At 68.0% G+C, this 16,181-nt stretch carries 19 protein-coding genes and 1 tRNA gene; 8 read left to right on the top strand and 12 right to left on the bottom strand.

Annotated features, from left to right (window positions below; all coding sequences use genetic code 11):
- Positions 1–33 precede the first annotated feature (33 nt).
- The 3 genes from AC07XS_RS09245 (at position 34) to AC07XS_RS09235 (ending at position 2,193) form a co-directional block, all read left to right on the top strand.
- Positions 34–1,347 (top strand): ammonium transporter, encoded by a 1,314-nt coding sequence (locus tag AC07XS_RS09245; protein WP_182714237.1) that lies wholly within the window; start codon positions 34–36, stop codon positions 1,345–1,347.
- Positions 1,348–1,459: 112 nt separating this feature from the next.
- Positions 1,460–1,882 (top strand): Hsp20 family protein, encoded by a 423-nt coding sequence (locus AC07XS_RS09240; RefSeq protein WP_182714238.1) that lies wholly within the window; start codon positions 1,460–1,462, stop codon positions 1,880–1,882.
- Positions 1,883–1,944: 62 nt separating this feature from the next.
- The gene (locus AC07XS_RS09235; protein WP_054766640.1) at positions 1,945–2,193 is read left to right on the top strand and encodes a DUF1150 family protein; all 249 of its coding nucleotides are present in this window, start codon (positions 1,945–1,947) and stop codon (positions 2,191–2,193) included.
- 29 nt (positions 2,194–2,222) lie between these two features.
- Here the strand turns inward: AC07XS_RS09235 and ptsN are convergent, their stop codons facing one another.
- The 8 genes from ptsN to AC07XS_RS09195 all read right to left on the bottom strand — a co-directional run bounded on the left by ptsN (position 2,223) and on the right by AC07XS_RS09195 (position 7,957).
- Positions 2,223–2,690, bottom strand: a complete 468-nt coding sequence (gene ptsN, locus AC07XS_RS09230) for a PTS IIA-like nitrogen regulatory protein PtsN (protein WP_054766641.1) — start codon at positions 2,688–2,690, stop codon at positions 2,223–2,225.
- Positions 2,691–2,772: 82 nt separating this feature from the next.
- Positions 2,773–3,411 (bottom strand): ribosome hibernation-promoting factor, HPF/YfiA family, encoded by a 639-nt coding sequence (gene hpf, locus AC07XS_RS09225; protein WP_054766642.1) that lies wholly within the window; start codon positions 3,409–3,411, stop codon positions 2,773–2,775.
- A 64-nt stretch (positions 3,412–3,475) separates the two neighbouring features.
- On the bottom strand, positions 3,476–4,978 hold the full coding sequence (gene rpoN / locus AC07XS_RS09220) for an RNA polymerase factor sigma-54 (protein ID WP_054766643.1): 1,503 nt from the start codon (positions 4,976–4,978) through the stop codon (positions 3,476–3,478).
- A 154-nt stretch (positions 4,979–5,132) separates the two neighbouring features.
- Complete coding sequence (gene lptB, locus AC07XS_RS09215; RefSeq protein ID WP_182714239.1) at positions 5,133–5,927, bottom strand: LPS export ABC transporter ATP-binding protein; 795 nt, start codon at positions 5,925–5,927, stop codon at positions 5,133–5,135.
- 33 nt (positions 5,928–5,960) lie between these two features.
- Positions 5,961–6,470 carry an LptA/OstA family protein gene (locus AC07XS_RS09210; protein WP_224762147.1) on the bottom strand — a complete coding sequence of 170 codons (510 nt, stop codon included), beginning with the start codon at positions 6,468–6,470 and terminating at the stop codon, positions 5,961–5,963.
- A gap of 5 nt (positions 6,471–6,475) precedes the next feature.
- Positions 6,476–7,135, bottom strand: coding sequence for an LPS export ABC transporter periplasmic protein LptC (lptC, locus tag AC07XS_RS09205; protein ID WP_182714241.1), 660 nt, complete (start codon positions 7,133–7,135; stop codon positions 6,476–6,478).
- 7 nt (positions 7,136–7,142) lie between these two features.
- Positions 7,143–7,757 carry a ribonuclease D gene (locus AC07XS_RS09200; RefSeq protein ID WP_182714242.1) on the bottom strand — a complete coding sequence of 205 codons (615 nt, stop codon included), beginning with the start codon at positions 7,755–7,757 and terminating at the stop codon, positions 7,143–7,145.
- A 113-nt stretch (positions 7,758–7,870) separates the two neighbouring features.
- Positions 7,871–7,957: transfer RNA gene (locus tag AC07XS_RS09195), tRNA-Leu, on the bottom strand.
- A 192-nt stretch (positions 7,958–8,149) separates the two neighbouring features.
- Between AC07XS_RS09195 and AC07XS_RS09190 the strand changes: the two genes are divergently transcribed.
- Complete coding sequence (locus tag AC07XS_RS09190; protein WP_182714243.1) at positions 8,150–9,010, top strand: WecB/TagA/CpsF family glycosyltransferase; 861 nt, start codon at positions 8,150–8,152, stop codon at positions 9,008–9,010.
- A 105-nt stretch (positions 9,011–9,115) separates the two neighbouring features.
- Complete coding sequence (locus AC07XS_RS09185; RefSeq protein WP_182714244.1) at positions 9,116–10,492, top strand: FAD-dependent oxidoreductase; 1,377 nt, start codon at positions 9,116–9,118, stop codon at positions 10,490–10,492.
- On the opposite strand, the gene fliE is transcribed toward AC07XS_RS09185, so the two are convergent.
- Genes fliE through flgB form a run of 3 tightly spaced genes read right to left on the bottom strand, consistent with a single transcriptional unit; the run spans position 10,473 to position 11,630 of the window.
- A complete protein-coding gene (gene fliE, locus AC07XS_RS09180; RefSeq protein ID WP_054766650.1) occupies positions 10,473–10,775 on the bottom strand; it encodes a flagellar hook-basal body complex protein FliE in 303 nt (100 codons plus the stop codon). The genes AC07XS_RS09185 and fliE overlap by 20 nt on opposite strands.
- An 11-nt stretch (positions 10,776–10,786) precedes the next feature.
- Positions 10,787–11,173, bottom strand: coding sequence for a flagellar basal body rod protein FlgC (gene flgC / locus AC07XS_RS09175; RefSeq protein WP_054766651.1), 387 nt, complete (start codon positions 11,171–11,173; stop codon positions 10,787–10,789).
- 49 nt (positions 11,174–11,222) lie between these two features.
- Complete coding sequence (gene flgB / locus AC07XS_RS09170; RefSeq protein WP_054766652.1) at positions 11,223–11,630, bottom strand: flagellar basal body rod protein FlgB; 408 nt, start codon at positions 11,628–11,630, stop codon at positions 11,223–11,225.
- Between the two features lie 143 nt (positions 11,631–11,773).
- Between flgB and AC07XS_RS09165 the strand changes: the two genes are divergently transcribed.
- From AC07XS_RS09165 to AC07XS_RS09155, 3 genes are all read left to right on the top strand, one after another.
- Complete coding sequence (locus AC07XS_RS09165) at positions 11,774–12,049, top strand: flagellar biosynthetic protein FliO (protein ID WP_152950966.1); 276 nt, start codon at positions 11,774–11,776, stop codon at positions 12,047–12,049.
- A gap of 59 nt (positions 12,050–12,108) precedes the next feature.
- Complete coding sequence (gene fliP, locus AC07XS_RS09160) at positions 12,109–12,891, top strand: flagellar type III secretion system pore protein FliP (RefSeq protein WP_182714251.1); 783 nt, start codon at positions 12,109–12,111, stop codon at positions 12,889–12,891.
- 113 nt (positions 12,892–13,004) lie between these two features.
- The gene (locus tag AC07XS_RS09155; protein ID WP_054766654.1) at positions 13,005–13,283 is read left to right on the top strand and encodes an HU family DNA-binding protein; all 279 of its coding nucleotides are present in this window, start codon (positions 13,005–13,007) and stop codon (positions 13,281–13,283) included.
- 36 nt (positions 13,284–13,319) lie between these two features.
- Here the strand turns inward: AC07XS_RS09155 and AC07XS_RS09150 are convergent, their stop codons facing one another.
- The gene (locus AC07XS_RS09150; protein ID WP_182714245.1) at positions 13,320–16,172 is read right to left on the bottom strand and encodes a hypothetical protein; all 2,853 of its coding nucleotides are present in this window, start codon (positions 16,170–16,172) and stop codon (positions 13,320–13,322) included.
- Positions 16,173–16,181 lie beyond the last annotated feature (9 nt).

Here is a 16,181-nt window from a genome sequence, read left to right as displayed (position 1 = left end):
GCCGTCCTTCCTCTCCTCCCCGAGACGCCTGAAATGACCCGAACCGCCGCCCTTTCCGCCTTCACCGCCATCGGGGCGGCGTCGCTCGCCTCACCGGCCCTGGCGGCGCCTACCCTGCTGGCCCACCAGGCGCCGCTGGTCATCGACAATGCGGCGACGGCCTGGATTCTGACATCCACCGCCCTGGTTCTGCTGATGACCCTGCCGGGCCTGGCCCTGTTCTACGGCGGCATGGTCAGGAAGAAGAATATCATCAGCGTTATCGCCCAGTCGGCGGCGGCCTTCGCCCTCGTCTCGGTGCTGTGGTTCCTGGTCGGCTATTCCCTGTCGTTCGGCGCCGCTCCCGACGCGGTCAACGGCCTTATCGGCGGGGTCCAGGCGGCCTTCCTGAACGGGGTGACGATGCAGACGGCACACAGCCTGCTGCCGGGCCTGCCGGAACTGCTGTTCGTCAGTTTCCAGATGACCTTCGCCATCATAACCCCGGCCCTGATCGCCGGCGCCTTCGCCGAACGGATGAAGTTTTCGGCCAGCCTGCTGTTCTTCGCCCTGTGGCACCTGATCGTCTATGCGCCGATCTGCCATCAGGTCTGGGGCGGCGGCTATCTGGGCGGACTGGGGGTGCTGGACTTTGCGGGCGGAGCAGTGGTTCACGTCAATGCGGGCGTCGCCGGCCTGGTCTGCGCCCTGGTGCTGGGACCGCGCCACGGCTTCGGCCGCGACAACATGGCTCCCGCCAATCTGGTTTACAGCGCCATCGGCACCGGCCTGCTGCTGGTCGGCTGGATCGGCTTCAACGCCGGGTCGGCCGGGGCGGCCGACGCCCTGGCCGCCACCGCCGCCTTCAACACCATCCTGGCCGCCGCCGCCGCCGCCCTGGGCTGGATGGCGATCGAATGGTTTGACCGCAAGCGCCCGACCCTGCTGGGCCTGCTGTCCGGCATCGTGGGGGGTCTGGTCGCCATCACGCCCGCCGCCGGCTTTGTCGATCCCAAGGGCGCCTTCTTCATCGGCCTGATCGCCGGCCCGGCCTGCTACGCCGGAGCGGTCTGGCTCAAGCATGCGCTCAAGTACGACGACAGTCTGGACGCCTTCGGCGTGCACGGGATCGGCGGCATCGTCGGCGCCCTTTTGACCGGCGCCTTCGCCACCACCAGCGTCAACGCCCTGGCGGAGGGGGCGACCGTCTGGAAACAGGCCGTCGGCCTGGCCGGCGCAATCGCCTGGAGCGCGGCGGGCACCTTCCTGGTCCTGATGATCTGCAAGTTCACCACCGGCCTGCGCGTCGCCAGGGACGAAGAGGTCGAGGGACTGGACTATACCCAGCATGGCGAAGCCATCCACTGAGGTCATGGACAGGGGCGGTTGATCCCGTCCCCGTCCGCCCCCATCTTCATCTGTGATCGAAGGTCTTGCCGTTTGCGGGAGACTGTCGGTCGGTCGCTTTTCGAGGACCCAGATGACGACGACCCGCACCGTTCTGTTCGACAGCCCCTTTCTGCTGGGCTTTGACCATACTCGCGCCCTGATCGACCGCGCCGCAAAGGCCGCCGCCGAGAGCTATCCGCCCTATAATGTCGAGCAGATCGCCGACACGGGGGTTCGGATCAGCCTGGCTGTCGCCGGCTTTTCGCCGGACGAGCTGGCCATCACGCTTGAGGGGCGTCAGCTGATCATCGCCGGCAAGCGCGACGAGGCCGGCAAGGGCGAACAGGCCTTCCTGCATCGCGGCATCGCCTCTCGCGGCTTCGTCAGGAGCTTCGTCCTCGCCGACGGGCTGGAGGTTCAGGGCGCGCGGCTGGAACACGGTCTGCTGCACGTCGATCTGATCCGGCCCGAGGCGGAACGCCAGGTGCGGCGCATTCCCATCACGGCGAGCTGAAAAGCGCGGCCGTTCGAACCGCCCGGCGATCCGGGCGTTGTGAAATCAAAGGAGGCGGTCCTATGACGCCGATTATGACCAAGGAAGATTTTGCGGGCCTGGGCGCCCCTGACCTCGTCTATGTGCGCGAGGTGAAGGCGTCCGACCTGCTGGAAGAGGCGGTCGAGATGAAGGACGTCGCCTTCGACCCGAACCAGTCGCTCTACGCCGTCCACAGCGCCGACGGCGAACGCCTGGCAGTGATGCTGGACCGCGACACCGCCTTTGCGGCCGCCGTCGCACACGAGCTGGAGCCCGTCTCGGTTCACTGAGCGGAAAGGGAAGAGGCCGCCGCCTGCTGTCAGGCGGCGGTCGCGGGAGCGTCGTCCTTGACGAACAGGGCGCGGATCGCGTCGGCGGTGTGCGCCTGACGCAACTGCTCCCTCAGCTCGGCTGAACGCAGGGCGCGAGACGCCGCGGCCAGGGCGCGCAGATGCTCGGCCCCATCCTTGGGCGGAGCGAACAGGGCGAACAGAAGATCCACCGGGCGATCGTCGACGGCGTCATAGGCGACCGGCGAATCCAGCCGCACGAATACGGCCGTGACCCGGTCGATCTCCTTCAGCCGGGCGTGCGGCACGGCGACGCCCGACCCAAGGCCGGTCGAGCCCAGGGCTTCACGCTCCAGCAGGGCTTCGAACACGCGAGTCTGATCCACGCCCATGGCCTGGGCCGCCGCCTCAGCGACCGCGTGCAGTGCTTGCCGCTTGGAAGAAGCGCCGCCGCGCAGCACTACGCCGTTGGGCGCCAGGAGGTCTGCGATATGCATTGTAGCCGACTCCAGACAGGCGAATGGCTGTCGCGGGCGCCCCTTTAGAGGCTCCCGCGACAAAGTCAAACTCGGCCTTTACTTAGTGACCGTTGGTCTTGCCGGTGCGCTCGGGGTCGATCCAGCCGACATTGCCGTCAGGACGGCGATAGACGACCGACAGACCGCCGTGGGCGGCGTTGCGGAACAGGACGACCGGATAGCCCGTCATGTCCAGTTCGAGCACGGCCCGCCCCACGGTGATGGTGCGGATCTCATGCTCGGTTTCGGCGATGACCATGCCGACCGGGGGCGGACCGTCGCTGTCGCCGGCGTCGCCGAAGACGTCGTCCTCCACGCTGTCGGGATCCCGCAGCACGATGCTGCGGGCGACTTCGCGCGCGGCGTCTTCGGTCTTTTCAGGCGACAGACCCTTGGGTCCGATATGGTGGTCCTTGAGCCGGCGCTTATAGCGGCGGACGCGCTTTTCGAGACGGTCCAGCGCCTCGGTGAAGGCGGAGTGGGCGTCGCCGCCCATACCCGTCGTCACCAGAGTCTGGCCCGACGCGAGGCGGACCCAACAGTCCACCTTGAAGCCGTGGCCGTCCTTGGACACCACGACCTCGGCGTCGTCACCGCCGCGGGCGAAGTATTTTCCGACCCCTTCTTCGAGTTCCTGGGAGATGCGCGAGCCTAACGCTTCGCCGACATCCACTTGCTTGCCGCTGACTTGGACTTGCATGCGGATAGAACGCTCCCGCTCGCTTTTGGTGTCAATCGGGATCACCGATTTGTGGTCACGCTTGTCAGGCGCCCCTAACCATTCTGCGACGTTCGACGGACGACGGAATTCTCAAGGCTTCCCGATACTTGGCGACTGTTCGGCGGGCGATGTCGATGCCGGTTTCCTTAAGGATTTCGACGATTCTGTCGTCGGACAAAATGTCCCCCCCCAGGCTCTCGCCGTCGATCATGGTTTTTATCTTATGACGGACGGCTTCGGCCGAATGGCTGGCGGCGCCGTCCGTCGATTGGATGGCGGCGGTGAAGAAGAATTTCAGTTCGAACACCCCGCGCGGGGTCGAAACATATTTGTTCGAGGTGACGCGGCTGACCGTCGATTCATGCATGCCGATGGCGTCGGCGACCGTCTTCAGGTTCAGGGGCCGCAGGAACTCGACCCCGAAGGCCAGGAAGGCGTCCTGCTGACGCACGATTTCAGAGGCCACCTTCAGGATGGTCTTGGCCCTCTGATCCAACGACTTGACCAGCCAGCTGGCCTGGGCCGCGCATTCGGCGACGAAGGTCTTTTCCGTTTCCGACCGCGCGCCGGCCTGGACCAGTCCATGGTAGCGTTTGTCGATCAGCAGGCGCGGCAGGGTATCGGCGTTCAGTTCGACCCGCCAGCCGCCCGCCGGATCGGGCCGCACATGGACGTCCGGGACCACCGTTTGGGCGGGTTCGCCGCCGAAGCCGGCGCCGGGTCGCGGTGTCAGGCCCTTCAGCTCGGCGATCATCTCGTTCAGATCCTCGGCGTCGACGCCGCAGACCTTCTTCAGCCCCGCCATGTCCCGACGCGCCAAAAGGTCCAGATTGTCCAGCAGGGCCGCCATGGCCGGATCGAAGCGATTGCGCTCGATCAGCTGCAGCTTCAGGCATTCGGGCACGGAACGGGCCATGACGCCCGTCGGCTCGAACCCGTGGCAGACGGCCAGAACCGCCTCGATCCGCGCCAGATCGACCCCCAGCCGATCGGCGAACTCCGCCAGTTCGCCGCGCAGATAGCCCCCTTCGTCCGTCGCATCGATCAGGGTCAGGGCGATGCCGTGGTCGGCCGGCGACAGGCCCGCCGAAGAGGCCTGGGCCTGGAGATGCTCCCACAGGGTGGGTTCATGGGCGTCGGGACGCTCGCCGTCGCCTTCGAACACGACGCCGCCCTTGCCGGCGCTGGACCAGTCCGACAGACCGGGCTGAGCCTCGTCGGTCAGGCGGTCGCTGGTGCGTTCCCCAGGCGCGGCGTCGCCATAGACGTCGTCGGAACCGGCGTCCATCGCCGCGACCGAATCCTGGCCCACCCCTTCGCCGAAAGACATTTCCTGATCGGCGACGGGATCGGCCGCCCTTTCGGGCGCGTCAGCCTCTCCGCCCTCGGGCTCGTCGCGTTGCAGCAGCGGATTACGCTCCAGCTCGGCCTCGACGAACTCCTCCAGCTCGAGATTGGACAGTTGCAGCAGCTTGATCGCCTGCTGCAGCTGGGGCGTGATGACGAGCCCCTGCCCCTGTCTGATCTCTAGACGCTGCCCGATCACTTACGGTTTTCCTGCGGGCGCCAAAACTGGCCCGGAACTTGCTGTCGAGAGTGCCGCTCATTGGTTAACACCCGACAAACGGGGGGTACGGGCCCGTCCCGACCCGCACGTCTGAGCCTTGGCGACCGGCGGGCAGAGCGCCGCCGCCCTTCGATCAGATGTAGTTTTCGCCCAGATAGACCCGCCGCACCTCGGGGTCGTTGATCGCCTCGTCCGCCGTGCCTTCGAACAGGACCGCGCCGCCCGAGATGATCGAGACCCGGTCGGTGATGTCCAGGGTCTCGCGCACATTGTGGTCGGTGATCAGGACGCCGATCCCCTGCCCCGCCAGATAGCGGATCACCGAGCGGATGTCGGCGATGGCCAGGGGGTCGATGCCGGCGAAGGGTTCGTCCAGCAGGATGAAGGAGGGGCGGCCCGCAAGCGCCCGGGCGATCTCGACCCGACGCCGCTCGCCGCCCGACAGGGCGGTGGCCGGGGCGTGACGCAGATGGTCGATGTGCAGTTCACCCAGCAGCCGCTCGGTCTCCGCCTCGACCCGGTCGCGGGGATAGTTCAGCTCGGCCACGGCCTTGATGTTCTGCTCCACCGTCATGCCGCGGAAGATGGAGGCCTCCTGGGCCAGATAGCCCAGGCCCATCCGGCTGCGCTGATACATGGGCTGGCCGGTGATGTCCTCGCCGTCCAGCCAGATCGAGCCGGAGTCGGGCGGGATCAGGCCGGTGATCATATAGAAGCAGGTCGTCTTGCCGGCGCCGTTGGGGCCGAGCAGGCCCGCGACCTCGCCGCGCTGGACGGTCAGGGAGACGTCGCGCACCACCTGCCGGGCGCCGAAGGCGCGGGCGATGTTGCGCACCCGCAGGCCCTTTTCCGCGCGCGCGGCCTCAGGCGTCGGCTCGGGCGCCGGCCGATCGTCCAGATTCAGGGCTGAGAGTTCTTTACGCGCCAAAGGTCGAGATCCGTGCTCAGCTGGGCCGCGGCCTCAGTTGGTTCCGTCGGGATAGAAGACGCCCTGGATACGGCTGCCGGCGCCCTGGCCTCGCGGGGCGCCCGACATGGCGGCGGCATCGGTGTTGACGTTGTAGGTCAGCCGGCCGCCGGTCAGAACGTTCTTGCCCTGGTTCAGGACGACATTGCCGGTCACGATCAGTTCGCCGTTCGAGGGCGTATAGACAGCCTGGTCGCCGCGCATCGACTGGGTCGGGGTGACGAAATAGACGGTCCCCCTAGCCTCGACCCGGGTGATCTGGCCCTGGGCGTCGCGATAGGCGGTCATGGCCTCGGACCGCAGACGATTGTCGCCCTGGATGATTTCGACGCGGCCGCGCAGGCTCACGCGATCGGGAGCGGCTTCGCCGTCGTCAGCGCCGATGGCGATCGGCTGGCGAGAGGTCGTGCGGGCGGTTTGCGCGTCGCCCACGGCCGGCAAGGCCAGAAGGGTCAGGGCCGTGAGGGCTGCTGCGGTCCGGACGTAAGGGGTTTTCGCTGTCATCGCCGTCATTCGCCTGATCCCGAGGGATTGATGGTTCCGCTTATCTTGGTGTCGCCGGAGCCTTTGAACACCACGCGCTCGCCCTGATCATAGATCGCATAGGACGAAGCGTTGATGGTTCCAATAGGGCCCGCGCCCTGAACGCCTTTTGAACCGGTGATGATTCCGGTCGAGGTGTCGACCACCGCCTCGGGCGTGGTCAGCACAAAGCCCGTGCCCCCGTCCGAAATCCGCACATTGGGGCCGATGGTCACGGTCTTGGCCTGTTCGTCATAGGTCCCGCCGTCGGCGGTCATCTCCGTGACCTTGCGTCCGCCCAGGTTCAGCTTCAGCGCCGGGCCGATCAGGCGGAAACGGCCGGTCGCCGCATCGCGCACGGCGCCCTGGGCGCCGACGGTGAAGGCCCGACCCTGGGCGTCCTGGCCGTGGAACAGCGGCTTGTCCAGACGGATCTCCTGGCCCTGATTGGCCTTGCGCTCCACCCCCGACATGACGGTGCGGAAGACCGTCCAGGTCAGGACGCCCCCCGCCAGCACCAGGATGATGATCGGCAGGACGCGGCGATACAGTTTGACCCGGCGGGAATGGGCGCGCCAACGCGCCCCGGCCAGGGCGACCCGCTGTTCGTCCGCCTCGATGCGGGTCTGTTCGCCGGGTTCGGTCAAGACGGCCTCAGCTGTGGGCGAAGATGTCGACCTCGTCCCATCCGGCGAGATCGAGCGCCGAACGGCTCGGCAGGAAGTCGAAGCAGCGGGCGGCCAGCTCGGCCCGCCCCTCGCGCGCCAGCATCTGATCCAGACGCGCCTTGGCCGCATGCAGATAAAGAACGTCGGAGGCGGCGTAGTCCAGCTGGGCCGGGCTCAGCTCCGCCGCGCCCCAGTCGGACGACTGCTGCGCCTTGGACAGGTCCACCCCGACCAGTTCGCGCACAACGTCCTTCAGACCGTGGCGGTCCGTATAGGTCCGGGCCAGTTTGGAGGCGATCTTGGTGCAATAGACCGGCCGGGTCTCCACCCCCAGGTGCAGCTGGAACATGCCGATGTCGAAGCGACCGAAGTGGAAGATCTTGGTCACGGCCGGGTCGGTCAGCAGCCGCTTCAGGTTCGGACAGTCGTAGGCGGGACGGTTCAGCCGCACCACATGGGCGTTTCCGTCGCCGGACGACAGCTGGACCACGCACAGGGGATCGCGACGGAAACGCAGGCCCATGGTCTCGGAATCGATGGCGACTTCCGTCCCCAGGTCCAGGTCGTCGGGCAGGTCGCCCTCATGCAGATAAACGGTCATGGGCAGGTTCTTACACGGCGAAGGCGCGCGGCGAAACGGCCTCGCGACAGGCATGATGAGGGGCCGGAAACGACGACGGCGCCGTGTCCGAAAACACGGCGCCGTCTGAAAGATGGTGCCCAGAAGAGGACTCGAACCTCCACGGCCGTTAAGCCACTGGCACCTGAAGCCAGCGCGTCTACCAATTCCGCCATCTGGGCCCCGTCGGCAGCGCCTTGCGGCGTTTCCATCGGGAAGGCGCGGACCTCTAAGGGAGGGTCCGGGCGGGGTCAACAGAGATTTTTCATCGGCGGGCGGTTTTATTTTCCAAGCGTCGCCGCAGGGCGGCGTCCAGCCTGCGTTAAGCCTGTTCGCTTACCCCGCCTTGAGGCGAGCCGGCCTAGCGTCCGCCCATGGCCCAGCCGACCCTGACCCAGACGACGCCCGATCGGCGCGCGGCCGTGCGGCGTCCCTACCGCCGTCAGCGACGGCCGGAGGAGCGGGTGCGCCTCTTGGGCGAGGCGGTCGATCTGGTCCGGCCCGAAGAGGTGCTGCACCATGTTCAGGCGGCGGTGGCAGAGGGCCGCAAGACCCTGATCGCCAACCACAATCTGCACAGCCTGCATCTGATCCAGACCCAGGCGGAGATGCGGGCCTTCTATGACCGCGCCGACCTGGTCCAGGTTGATTCGACGCCTCTGATCTGGTTCCTGCGCGCCCTCGGCCTGCCCGGTCGCGGCTTTCACCGATCCACCTATCTGGACTGGCGGGACCATTTCTGGAGCGTCGCCGACCGCCGGGGCTGGCGCGTCATGTCGATCGGCGGGGCGCCCGCCGTCGGCCCGGAGGCGGCCCGACGCCTGGCCGAACGCTATCCTGGCGCAGAGATTCGCACCCGCCACGGCTTCTTCGACGCCCGCCCCGGATCTGCGGACAACGCCGAACTCCTGGCGGACATCCGCGCCTTCTCGCCCCACATACTGTTCGTCGGCATGGGCATGCCTCGCCAAGAGTCGTGGATCGCGACTGTGTTCGACGATCTGCCCGCCTGCGTCGTCTTTTCGGTCGGGGCGGCCTTCGACTATGAGGCCGGGGTTCAGAAGTCGGCGCCGCGCTGGATGGGCCGGGTCGGGCTGGAATGGGCCTATCGCCTGCTGCACGATCCCCGGCGCCTGTTTCACCGCTATTGTGTCGAACCGTGGAGCCTGGCGCCCCTGGCCGCGCGTGAACTTGGCGCCGCCTTCGCCCTAAGGCGACGACGCCAAGCGGATTGATCTAAATCCTACTTGGCAGATAGATATTTATCGGCATGATCGACTTCCGCCTCCGCCCGTTCTGTCGGGGCGGAGGGTCGCCCCACGGGCATTACGGGAGCATCGATGTCGCAAGACCATGGACCCAGGGTGGCGATCATCGGCGCCGGCTTCAGCGGCCTGCTGACCGCGATACAGCTTTTGAGGCGGTCGCCCATCGTGCGGGTGACGCTGATCGAGCGGCGCGACGCCTTCGGTCCCGGCGTCGCCTATGACACCGGCAATCCCGGCCATCTGCTGAACGTCCGCCTGGACAATATGAGCGCCTTTCCCGACCGACCCGACCATCTGGCGAACTGGCTGGCGGAACAGCCGTCCTGGCGCGCCCAGGACGGCTTCATCACACGCGGCGTGTACGGCGACTATCTGCGGCATCTGCTGGCGGAAACGCTCGAAGGCAATGCGGACGAGGCGGGGCGAATGACCCTCGTCCACGGCGAGGCCCAGGCGATCGACCGCCGCGACGGCGGTTGGCGGATCATGGTTGGTGCGGAAGTCATCGCGGCCGATGCGGTGATCCTGGCCCTGGGCAATCTGGAGCCCGCCTCCCCGCCGGGGATCGATGCGGCGGTCCGCGCCTCGGCCGTCTATGTCGAAAACCCGTGGCGTATCGACACGGCTGCGGTCGGGGCTGCGCGCAACATCCTTCTGATCGGCTCCGGCCTGACCATGGTGGATGCGGCCCTGACGCTTCGGCGACCGGGACGGCGCTTCACCGCCTTGTCGCGACACGGCCTCCTGCCCCGCGGCCACGCCACGGTTCCGCCGGCGCCCTTCGACGGCGCCTTTTCCGGCGGTCCGTCCGAAGTCCTGTCCCAAGTGCGGCGCGCCGTCCTGACCCACGATTGGCGGGCTGTGTTCGATCGCCTGAGGCACGGCGCCCGCGACCTGTGGCGCGCCTGGACGCCGCAGCAGAAGCGCCGCTTCCTGCGTCATCTTCGTCCCCTCTGGGACGTTCACCGCCACCGGACGGCGCCGGGCGTGACGCGAGAAATCGCCGCCATGCTGGCTGCGGGGGATCTGACGGTGCTGGCGGGCAAGCTGACCGGAGTGGTGCTGGACGACGGTTCGATCGAGGCCGCCTGGCGGCCGCGCCACCGTCGCCGCCCGATCCGGGACAGGTTCGACCTGGTGATCAACTGCACCGGCCCGCTGGGCGTCATTCAGCACAGCGCCGAGCCGGTGATCCGCAATCTGCTGGCTCAGGGCTACGGTCGGCCCGATCCGATCGGCCTGGGGCTGGAGGTCGATCAGGGCGGGCAGCTGATCGGGGGCGAGGGCGCCCCAACCCCTGACCTTTACGCCATCGGCCCTTTGACCCGCGGCGCCTTTTGGGAAATGACCGCCGTGCCCGATCTGCGAGGGCAGGCGCGGGACTTGGCGGCGGTGGTGGCCGACCGACTGACGAACGCCGACGGCTCGGTCAGATCGGCATGGCCATGATTTCCTTATAGGCCGAGATGACCTGGTCGCGGACGGACATCACCGTCTCCAGCGACGCCTCGGCCGAGCTCAGCGCCGTGACCACGTCGATCAGATTGCCCTGGCCCTGAATCGACTTGGTCATCTGGGTCTCGGCCGCCCGCGTCTGGTCGGCCAGGCCGGTCATGGCGGTCTTGACCAGGTCGGCGAAGCCGTTGTCGCCGGCGGCGGGCGGCTGGGCGGCGACGGGCATGGCCCCGCCCTGGACGGCGGCGTAGGCCTTGGCGGCCATCATCGGGTTCATGGCCTAGTCCCTCAGCGTTTGATGATGTCGAGGGTGCGGCTGTCCATCGACCGCGCCGTCTCGATGACGTTCAGATTGGCCTCATAGGCCCGCTGGGCCTCGCGCATGTCCATGGCCTCGACCAGGGTGTCGACATTGGGTCGCATCACATAGCCCTGGGCGTTGGCCGCCGGATGGGAGGGGTCGTAGTCCATCTTGAAATCGCTGTCGTCGGGGCGGACCTCGGCCAAGGCGACGCCGGTCGCGCCGTCCACCTCTCGTGCCTGAAAGACGGGGATCTGCCGACGATAGGGCTCGCCGCCCGGCGTGCGGGCCGTGGACTGGGCGTTGGCGATGTTCTCGGCGATCACCCGCATGCGCGACTGCTGGGCCTTCAGGGCCGAGGCCGCCACGGCCATGGCGCTGTTCGAGGGTGGGACGGGATCAGGCATGGGTCAGGCCTCCGGTTCAGGCCGCGCCGGGCTTGCGCGCGGCCATGCGGATCATCGACATGGATTTCTGGTAAAAGCCGATGGCGGCGTCATAGGCCATGCGGCTCTCGGCCATCTTCAGCATCTGCTCTTCGACCACCACCGAGTTGCCGTCCAGGGTCGTCTCAGAGTCCGGGGACTTGGACGAATCAAAGCGGGGCGGCGCGACTGCGGGCGCCATATGGGCCCGGTTGGTCCGCACCATCGGCAGTCCGCCGCCGGAGCGCAGGGCCGCGGCGAAGTCGCTGGGCTGTTTCAGGTCGCGGCCGACGAAGCCGGGGGTGTCGGCGTTGGCCACGTTTTCGGCGATGACCTTCTGGCGGGCGTCCAGCCAGCCCAGCCGGCCCTTGATCTGTCCCAGCAGCGGAATGTCGGCGACGCCCATGGCGGTCTCCCGTGCGGCGCAAAAATGCGCGATGGGCAGAAAATGCCGCCTGCATGGTTAATAGGGCGTTATCTCAACGCCTCGTTAACCAGGCTGATTAAGACTTGGGGTCACAGCGCCGACTGCGCCGGGGCCCAAAGCGTATGAACTTCCTCGATCTCGCCCGCGCCGTCTTCGGCCTGGCCTTCACCCTGGGGCTGATCGGCCTGGCGGCCTACGCCGCGCGCCGCTACGCCCCCCAGCTGCTGGCGCGACTGAACGCCGAACGCGGCGAACGGCGGATGCAGGTGGTCGAGACCCTGGTTCTGGACCCCGCCCGCCGTCTGGTCCTGGTGCGGATCGACGACGAGGAGCGGCTGATCCTGCTGGGCGAAGGCCGCGAACTGATCGAGCCGCGCCAGCCGGGGATTTTCAAGTGAAGGGCGCAAAACCGCTTCCCCCCCGCCGGAGCCGGGAGAAGGTCTTCACGGTTCCCGCCATCTCCGAACTGAAGCGCGCGGCCCTCTTGTCGCTGATCACCACCCTGGTCTGCCTGGCCTGGCCGATCGCGGCCCTGGCCCAGGAAGCCGCCCAGTCCGGCTCGGCCATCAACATCGACCTGGGCACCGGGGCAGGCCTGACCCAGCGGGTGGTCCAACTGGTCGGACTGATGACCGTGCTGTCCCTGGCGCCGTCCATCGTCATCATGACCACCAGCTTCGTGCGGATCGTCGTGGTCCTGTCCCTGCTGCGCACCGCCCTCGGGATGCAGCAGTCGCCGCCGAACGCCGTTCTGGTGTCCCTGGCCCTGTTCCTGAGCGCCATCGTCATGGCCCCGACCTGGCAGGACGCCTATGATTCGGGCATCCGCCCGCTGCTGGATCAGCAGATGGAACTGCCCCAGGCCTTCGACGCGGCGTCCGAACCTGTGAAAACTTTCATGCTGGCCCAGGTGGACCGTTCGGACCTGGCGCTCTTCACCCGACTGAGCCGCGTCGAGCCCCCGACCAACCTCCAGGAACTGCCCCTTCGGGTCGTCACACCGGCCTTCATGATCAGCGAGCTGAAGAAGGCTTTCGAAATCGGATTTCTTCTTTTCGTTCCGTTCCTTGTCATCGACCTGGTGGTGGCCAGCGTACTGATGTCCATGGGTATGATGATGCTTCCGCCGGTGGTGGTTTCCTTACCTTTCAAACTGATCTTCTTCGTCCTGGTGGACGGCTGGAGACTGGTCGCCGGGAGCCTGGTGGAGAGCTTCCAGCGGGCGTCCGGAACCGGATAATCCCCGCCCCATAAGGCTTTGCGCCGTTTCCCCGCTTGCAAAGCCAAGCGAAATCCGTGTTGATCCCCCGGTCCTCGCCCTGAATCGGGCGACTAACACTGGAAATGTCTCTTATGACCACTCAAGCCGAACTGATCGCCGCCGTCGCCAAGGACGCCGGTGTCTCGCAGGCCGACGCCGGCAAGGTGCTGACCGCCATCGTCGAAAACATCCACGCCAGCCTGAAGGCCGGCGGCGACGTGCGCATCTCGAACCTGGGCGTCTTCGACACCGCCGATCGCGCCGAGCGTGAAGGCCGCAACCCGGCCACGGGCGCGACCATCAAGATCGCCGCCTCCAAGGCCGTGCGCTTCCGCGTCTCCAAGCCGCTGAAGGACGCCGTCAACGGCTAAGACCTTCGGGTCCAGACTGCGGATCTGATCTGCGGATCAACGGGCGGGGGGCGCTGGGCGTCCCCCGCCCGCTTCTTTTCTGAAGTCCTGTTTGGCGGCATTGACCCAGCCGACGAAGGTGTCGGCATTGGCCGACAGGCCGGCGAAATCGGCCGCGCCCGCCACCCCCGACAGGTCGTCGTCCAAGGCCACGCGAATCGCATTGGCCGAACGCGCCCGGGCGATGAAGGGCGAATACTGACCCCGAAGTCGATCCAGGGCCGCGCGGTTTCCACTCAGCGAATAGCCGACCCCGGCCCGGATCAGCCAGCTCTCCTCGGCGGGCGTCAAAGGTGCGTCCGTCTGTTTGTGGCGATCGCCCAGACGCGCCTCATACAGGGGGGCGGCGTCCGCCCACTTCTGCTGTTTCCAGAAGACGTCGCCGCGCACTTCGCGCGCGGGCGCCGACTGATCCCGATCCAGAACCTCAAGCGCGTGATCGTAACGCCCCAGGTCCATCAGGGCCCGCGCTTCCAGGGCGCGGCGTTCGCTGTTGACGGCGGTCGGCAAGAGGGTGGTGCGCGACCCCCAGATCGCCTGAAGCGCCTTCTCCGGCTGACGGTCCATCAGATAGACGGTGGCCAGATCGGTGGCGACCTGCGCCTTGGCCACCCCGTCCAGCCGCTCGTCCACCTGGTGTTTCAGCAGTTCGGCGGCCTGATCCAGCAGATCGACGTCGATCAGGCGGCGCGACAGGCGGCGCACCATTTCATCGCCGTCTGCGCCGATCGGCGTCAGTTCGCGGAAGTCATAGAAGAGGGCCAGGGCCTGAACGGGTTGCAGGCCGTCGGCGGCGCCTTCCAGGAACAGGGCGCGGAAAGCCTTGGACTGGTCCGCCTGGATCTCGGCGGCGCCCGGCACGTTCGCCATCCGCTTGCCGGCGCTGCGCAGGGCGTCCAGCGCCTCGCGATAGCGGCCCTGTTGCAGATAGAGGTCCGCCAGTTTGCGGATCACCGCCAGTTCGGTCGCATCGCCGCGCCAGCGCCACTTCAGCAGCTCCAGCTGCTGGGCCGCCTGGTCGGGCGTCAGGGCGCCCTTGTCCAGCTCCAGGCTGATGGCGCCCAGTTTGGCGGGGGTGGCGATGCCGTCCAGCGGGGCGCGCGCCACCGCCTTATAGACCGCCAGCGCCCGCGCCTTGTCGCCCGTCAGATCAAACAGACGCGCCTGAACGACCCGCGCCGCCAGCTGGTCGGCCGCCGAGGCGTTCTGGCTGAACACATAGTCCAGCAGCTGGCGCGCGGCGGGCAGATCGCCCGTTTCGATCGCCGCCAGCGCGTGGGCGGCGCCGAAGCGGGCGCGCCATTCCTTGGGGAAGTCGTCGATGACCGAGGCCCCGGCGGCGAAGGCGCGGCGCGCCCCCTCCCAGTCGCCCTGTTCGGCGGCGATATAGCCCTGCCACACCTTGGCGGACGGGTCGTTGGACAGGGCGGCGCCGGCGAAGTCGACCTGGGCCTCCTCCAACCGGCCGACGCCGACGCGGGCCGCGCCGCGCAGGCCCCGCACCTCCGGCTCGCCCTGCATATTGGGGGCCTGGGCGATCAGGGCGTTCAGCACGCCGATCGCCTCATAGTTCAGGCCCGAACCGACCAGAAACCGCGACAGGGCCAGGCGAGCGCCGATCGGGGCGCGGGGATTGTCCGTCGCGGCCAGACTCTCCTGGGCCGCGGCGTCCTGAAGTCGGCGATAGCGTTCGGAAAAGCCCTCGGTCGCCGCCCATTCCTCGAGGATCAGGCTGGGATGGGGCGCCCGCTTCGGCGCGTCGGCCTCACGCTCGCCCGCCTCCAGGGTCGCCGACGGCGGCGAAAGGGTCAGGCCGTTCGGGCGGCTGAGGGTGACCAGATCGCCTGCAGCCTCGATCTTCAGATCGTCGGTCGACGTCTCCACCGCCAGACCTTGAGCCGTCGGGATCAGGCTGAGGTCGATCGTGCTGCGCGAGCCCGAGAAGCCCTTGCCGGGCGCAAGGGCGGTGACGGCGGCGAACCGGTCGCCGACGAGGGGATCGGTCAGCCAGACCGTCTTGGTGGCTCCCGCCATCCGGGCCACCAGGGCGTCGGAGCCGTCGTCTGCGCGGTCCACCTCCACGCCCGAGGCGCCGGTCGGCGGCCCGCCGATGGTCACGGTCCAGGTCCCGCCCTGCCCGTCCGCCGCAACCGCCAGCCCCTCCGGCGCCGCGATGCGGACGGCGGTGTAGTCGCCGCCGGCGGCCCAGCGCGCGTCCTTGGCGGGCCCCAGCGCCTTGGCGCCGGCCATATCCATCTTGGCGGCGGCGTCGAAGACGATCCAGACCGCCTCGCCCCGGCGGAAGACGGCGGCGCCGACCGGCGCCCCCCACTGGAAGGTCAGGACCGTCTTCTCGTCGCTGGAGACGGCGCGAACCGGCACGACGGCGTTGATCTTGGCCCCGGTCTCTTGCGCCGGCGTCTCCGGCGCCTTGCCCGGCGCATAGAGGTTCAGCCAGACGGCGCCGTCGGCCACGCCGGACCGGGCGTCGGCGCCCTCGGCCAGGGTGATGACCAGGTCGGTCGCCCCGCCGCGCGCCATTCGGGTCTCGACCGCCTTGACCCCCTGCGGCGGATCGACACGCAGACGCGAAATGTCAGGGGCGGCCGAGACGCCCAGGCGGACGATGACCTTGTCGGCCTCACGCCGCACCTGGCTGCGCACGCCGATGACGCCGGCGAATTCGACGCGGGTGAACTCGCTGGATTGGCCGATGCTGATCGACAGGGGATCGCTGGAGCGGCCGGCCTCCTGGGCCAGGGGCGCAAGCGGCGCAAAGGCGACCGCCCCGGCCGCGGCGGCGGCCACGGTCGTCTTCAGCAGGCGCTTGCTGTGCGGGGTCCCGGACATATCCGCCCA

The organism is Brevundimonas sp. GW456-12-10-14-LB3 (assembly GCF_059424365.1).
Note: the sequence above shows the minus strand (reverse complement) of the source record. Positions and strands in the feature narration are given on the sequence as shown.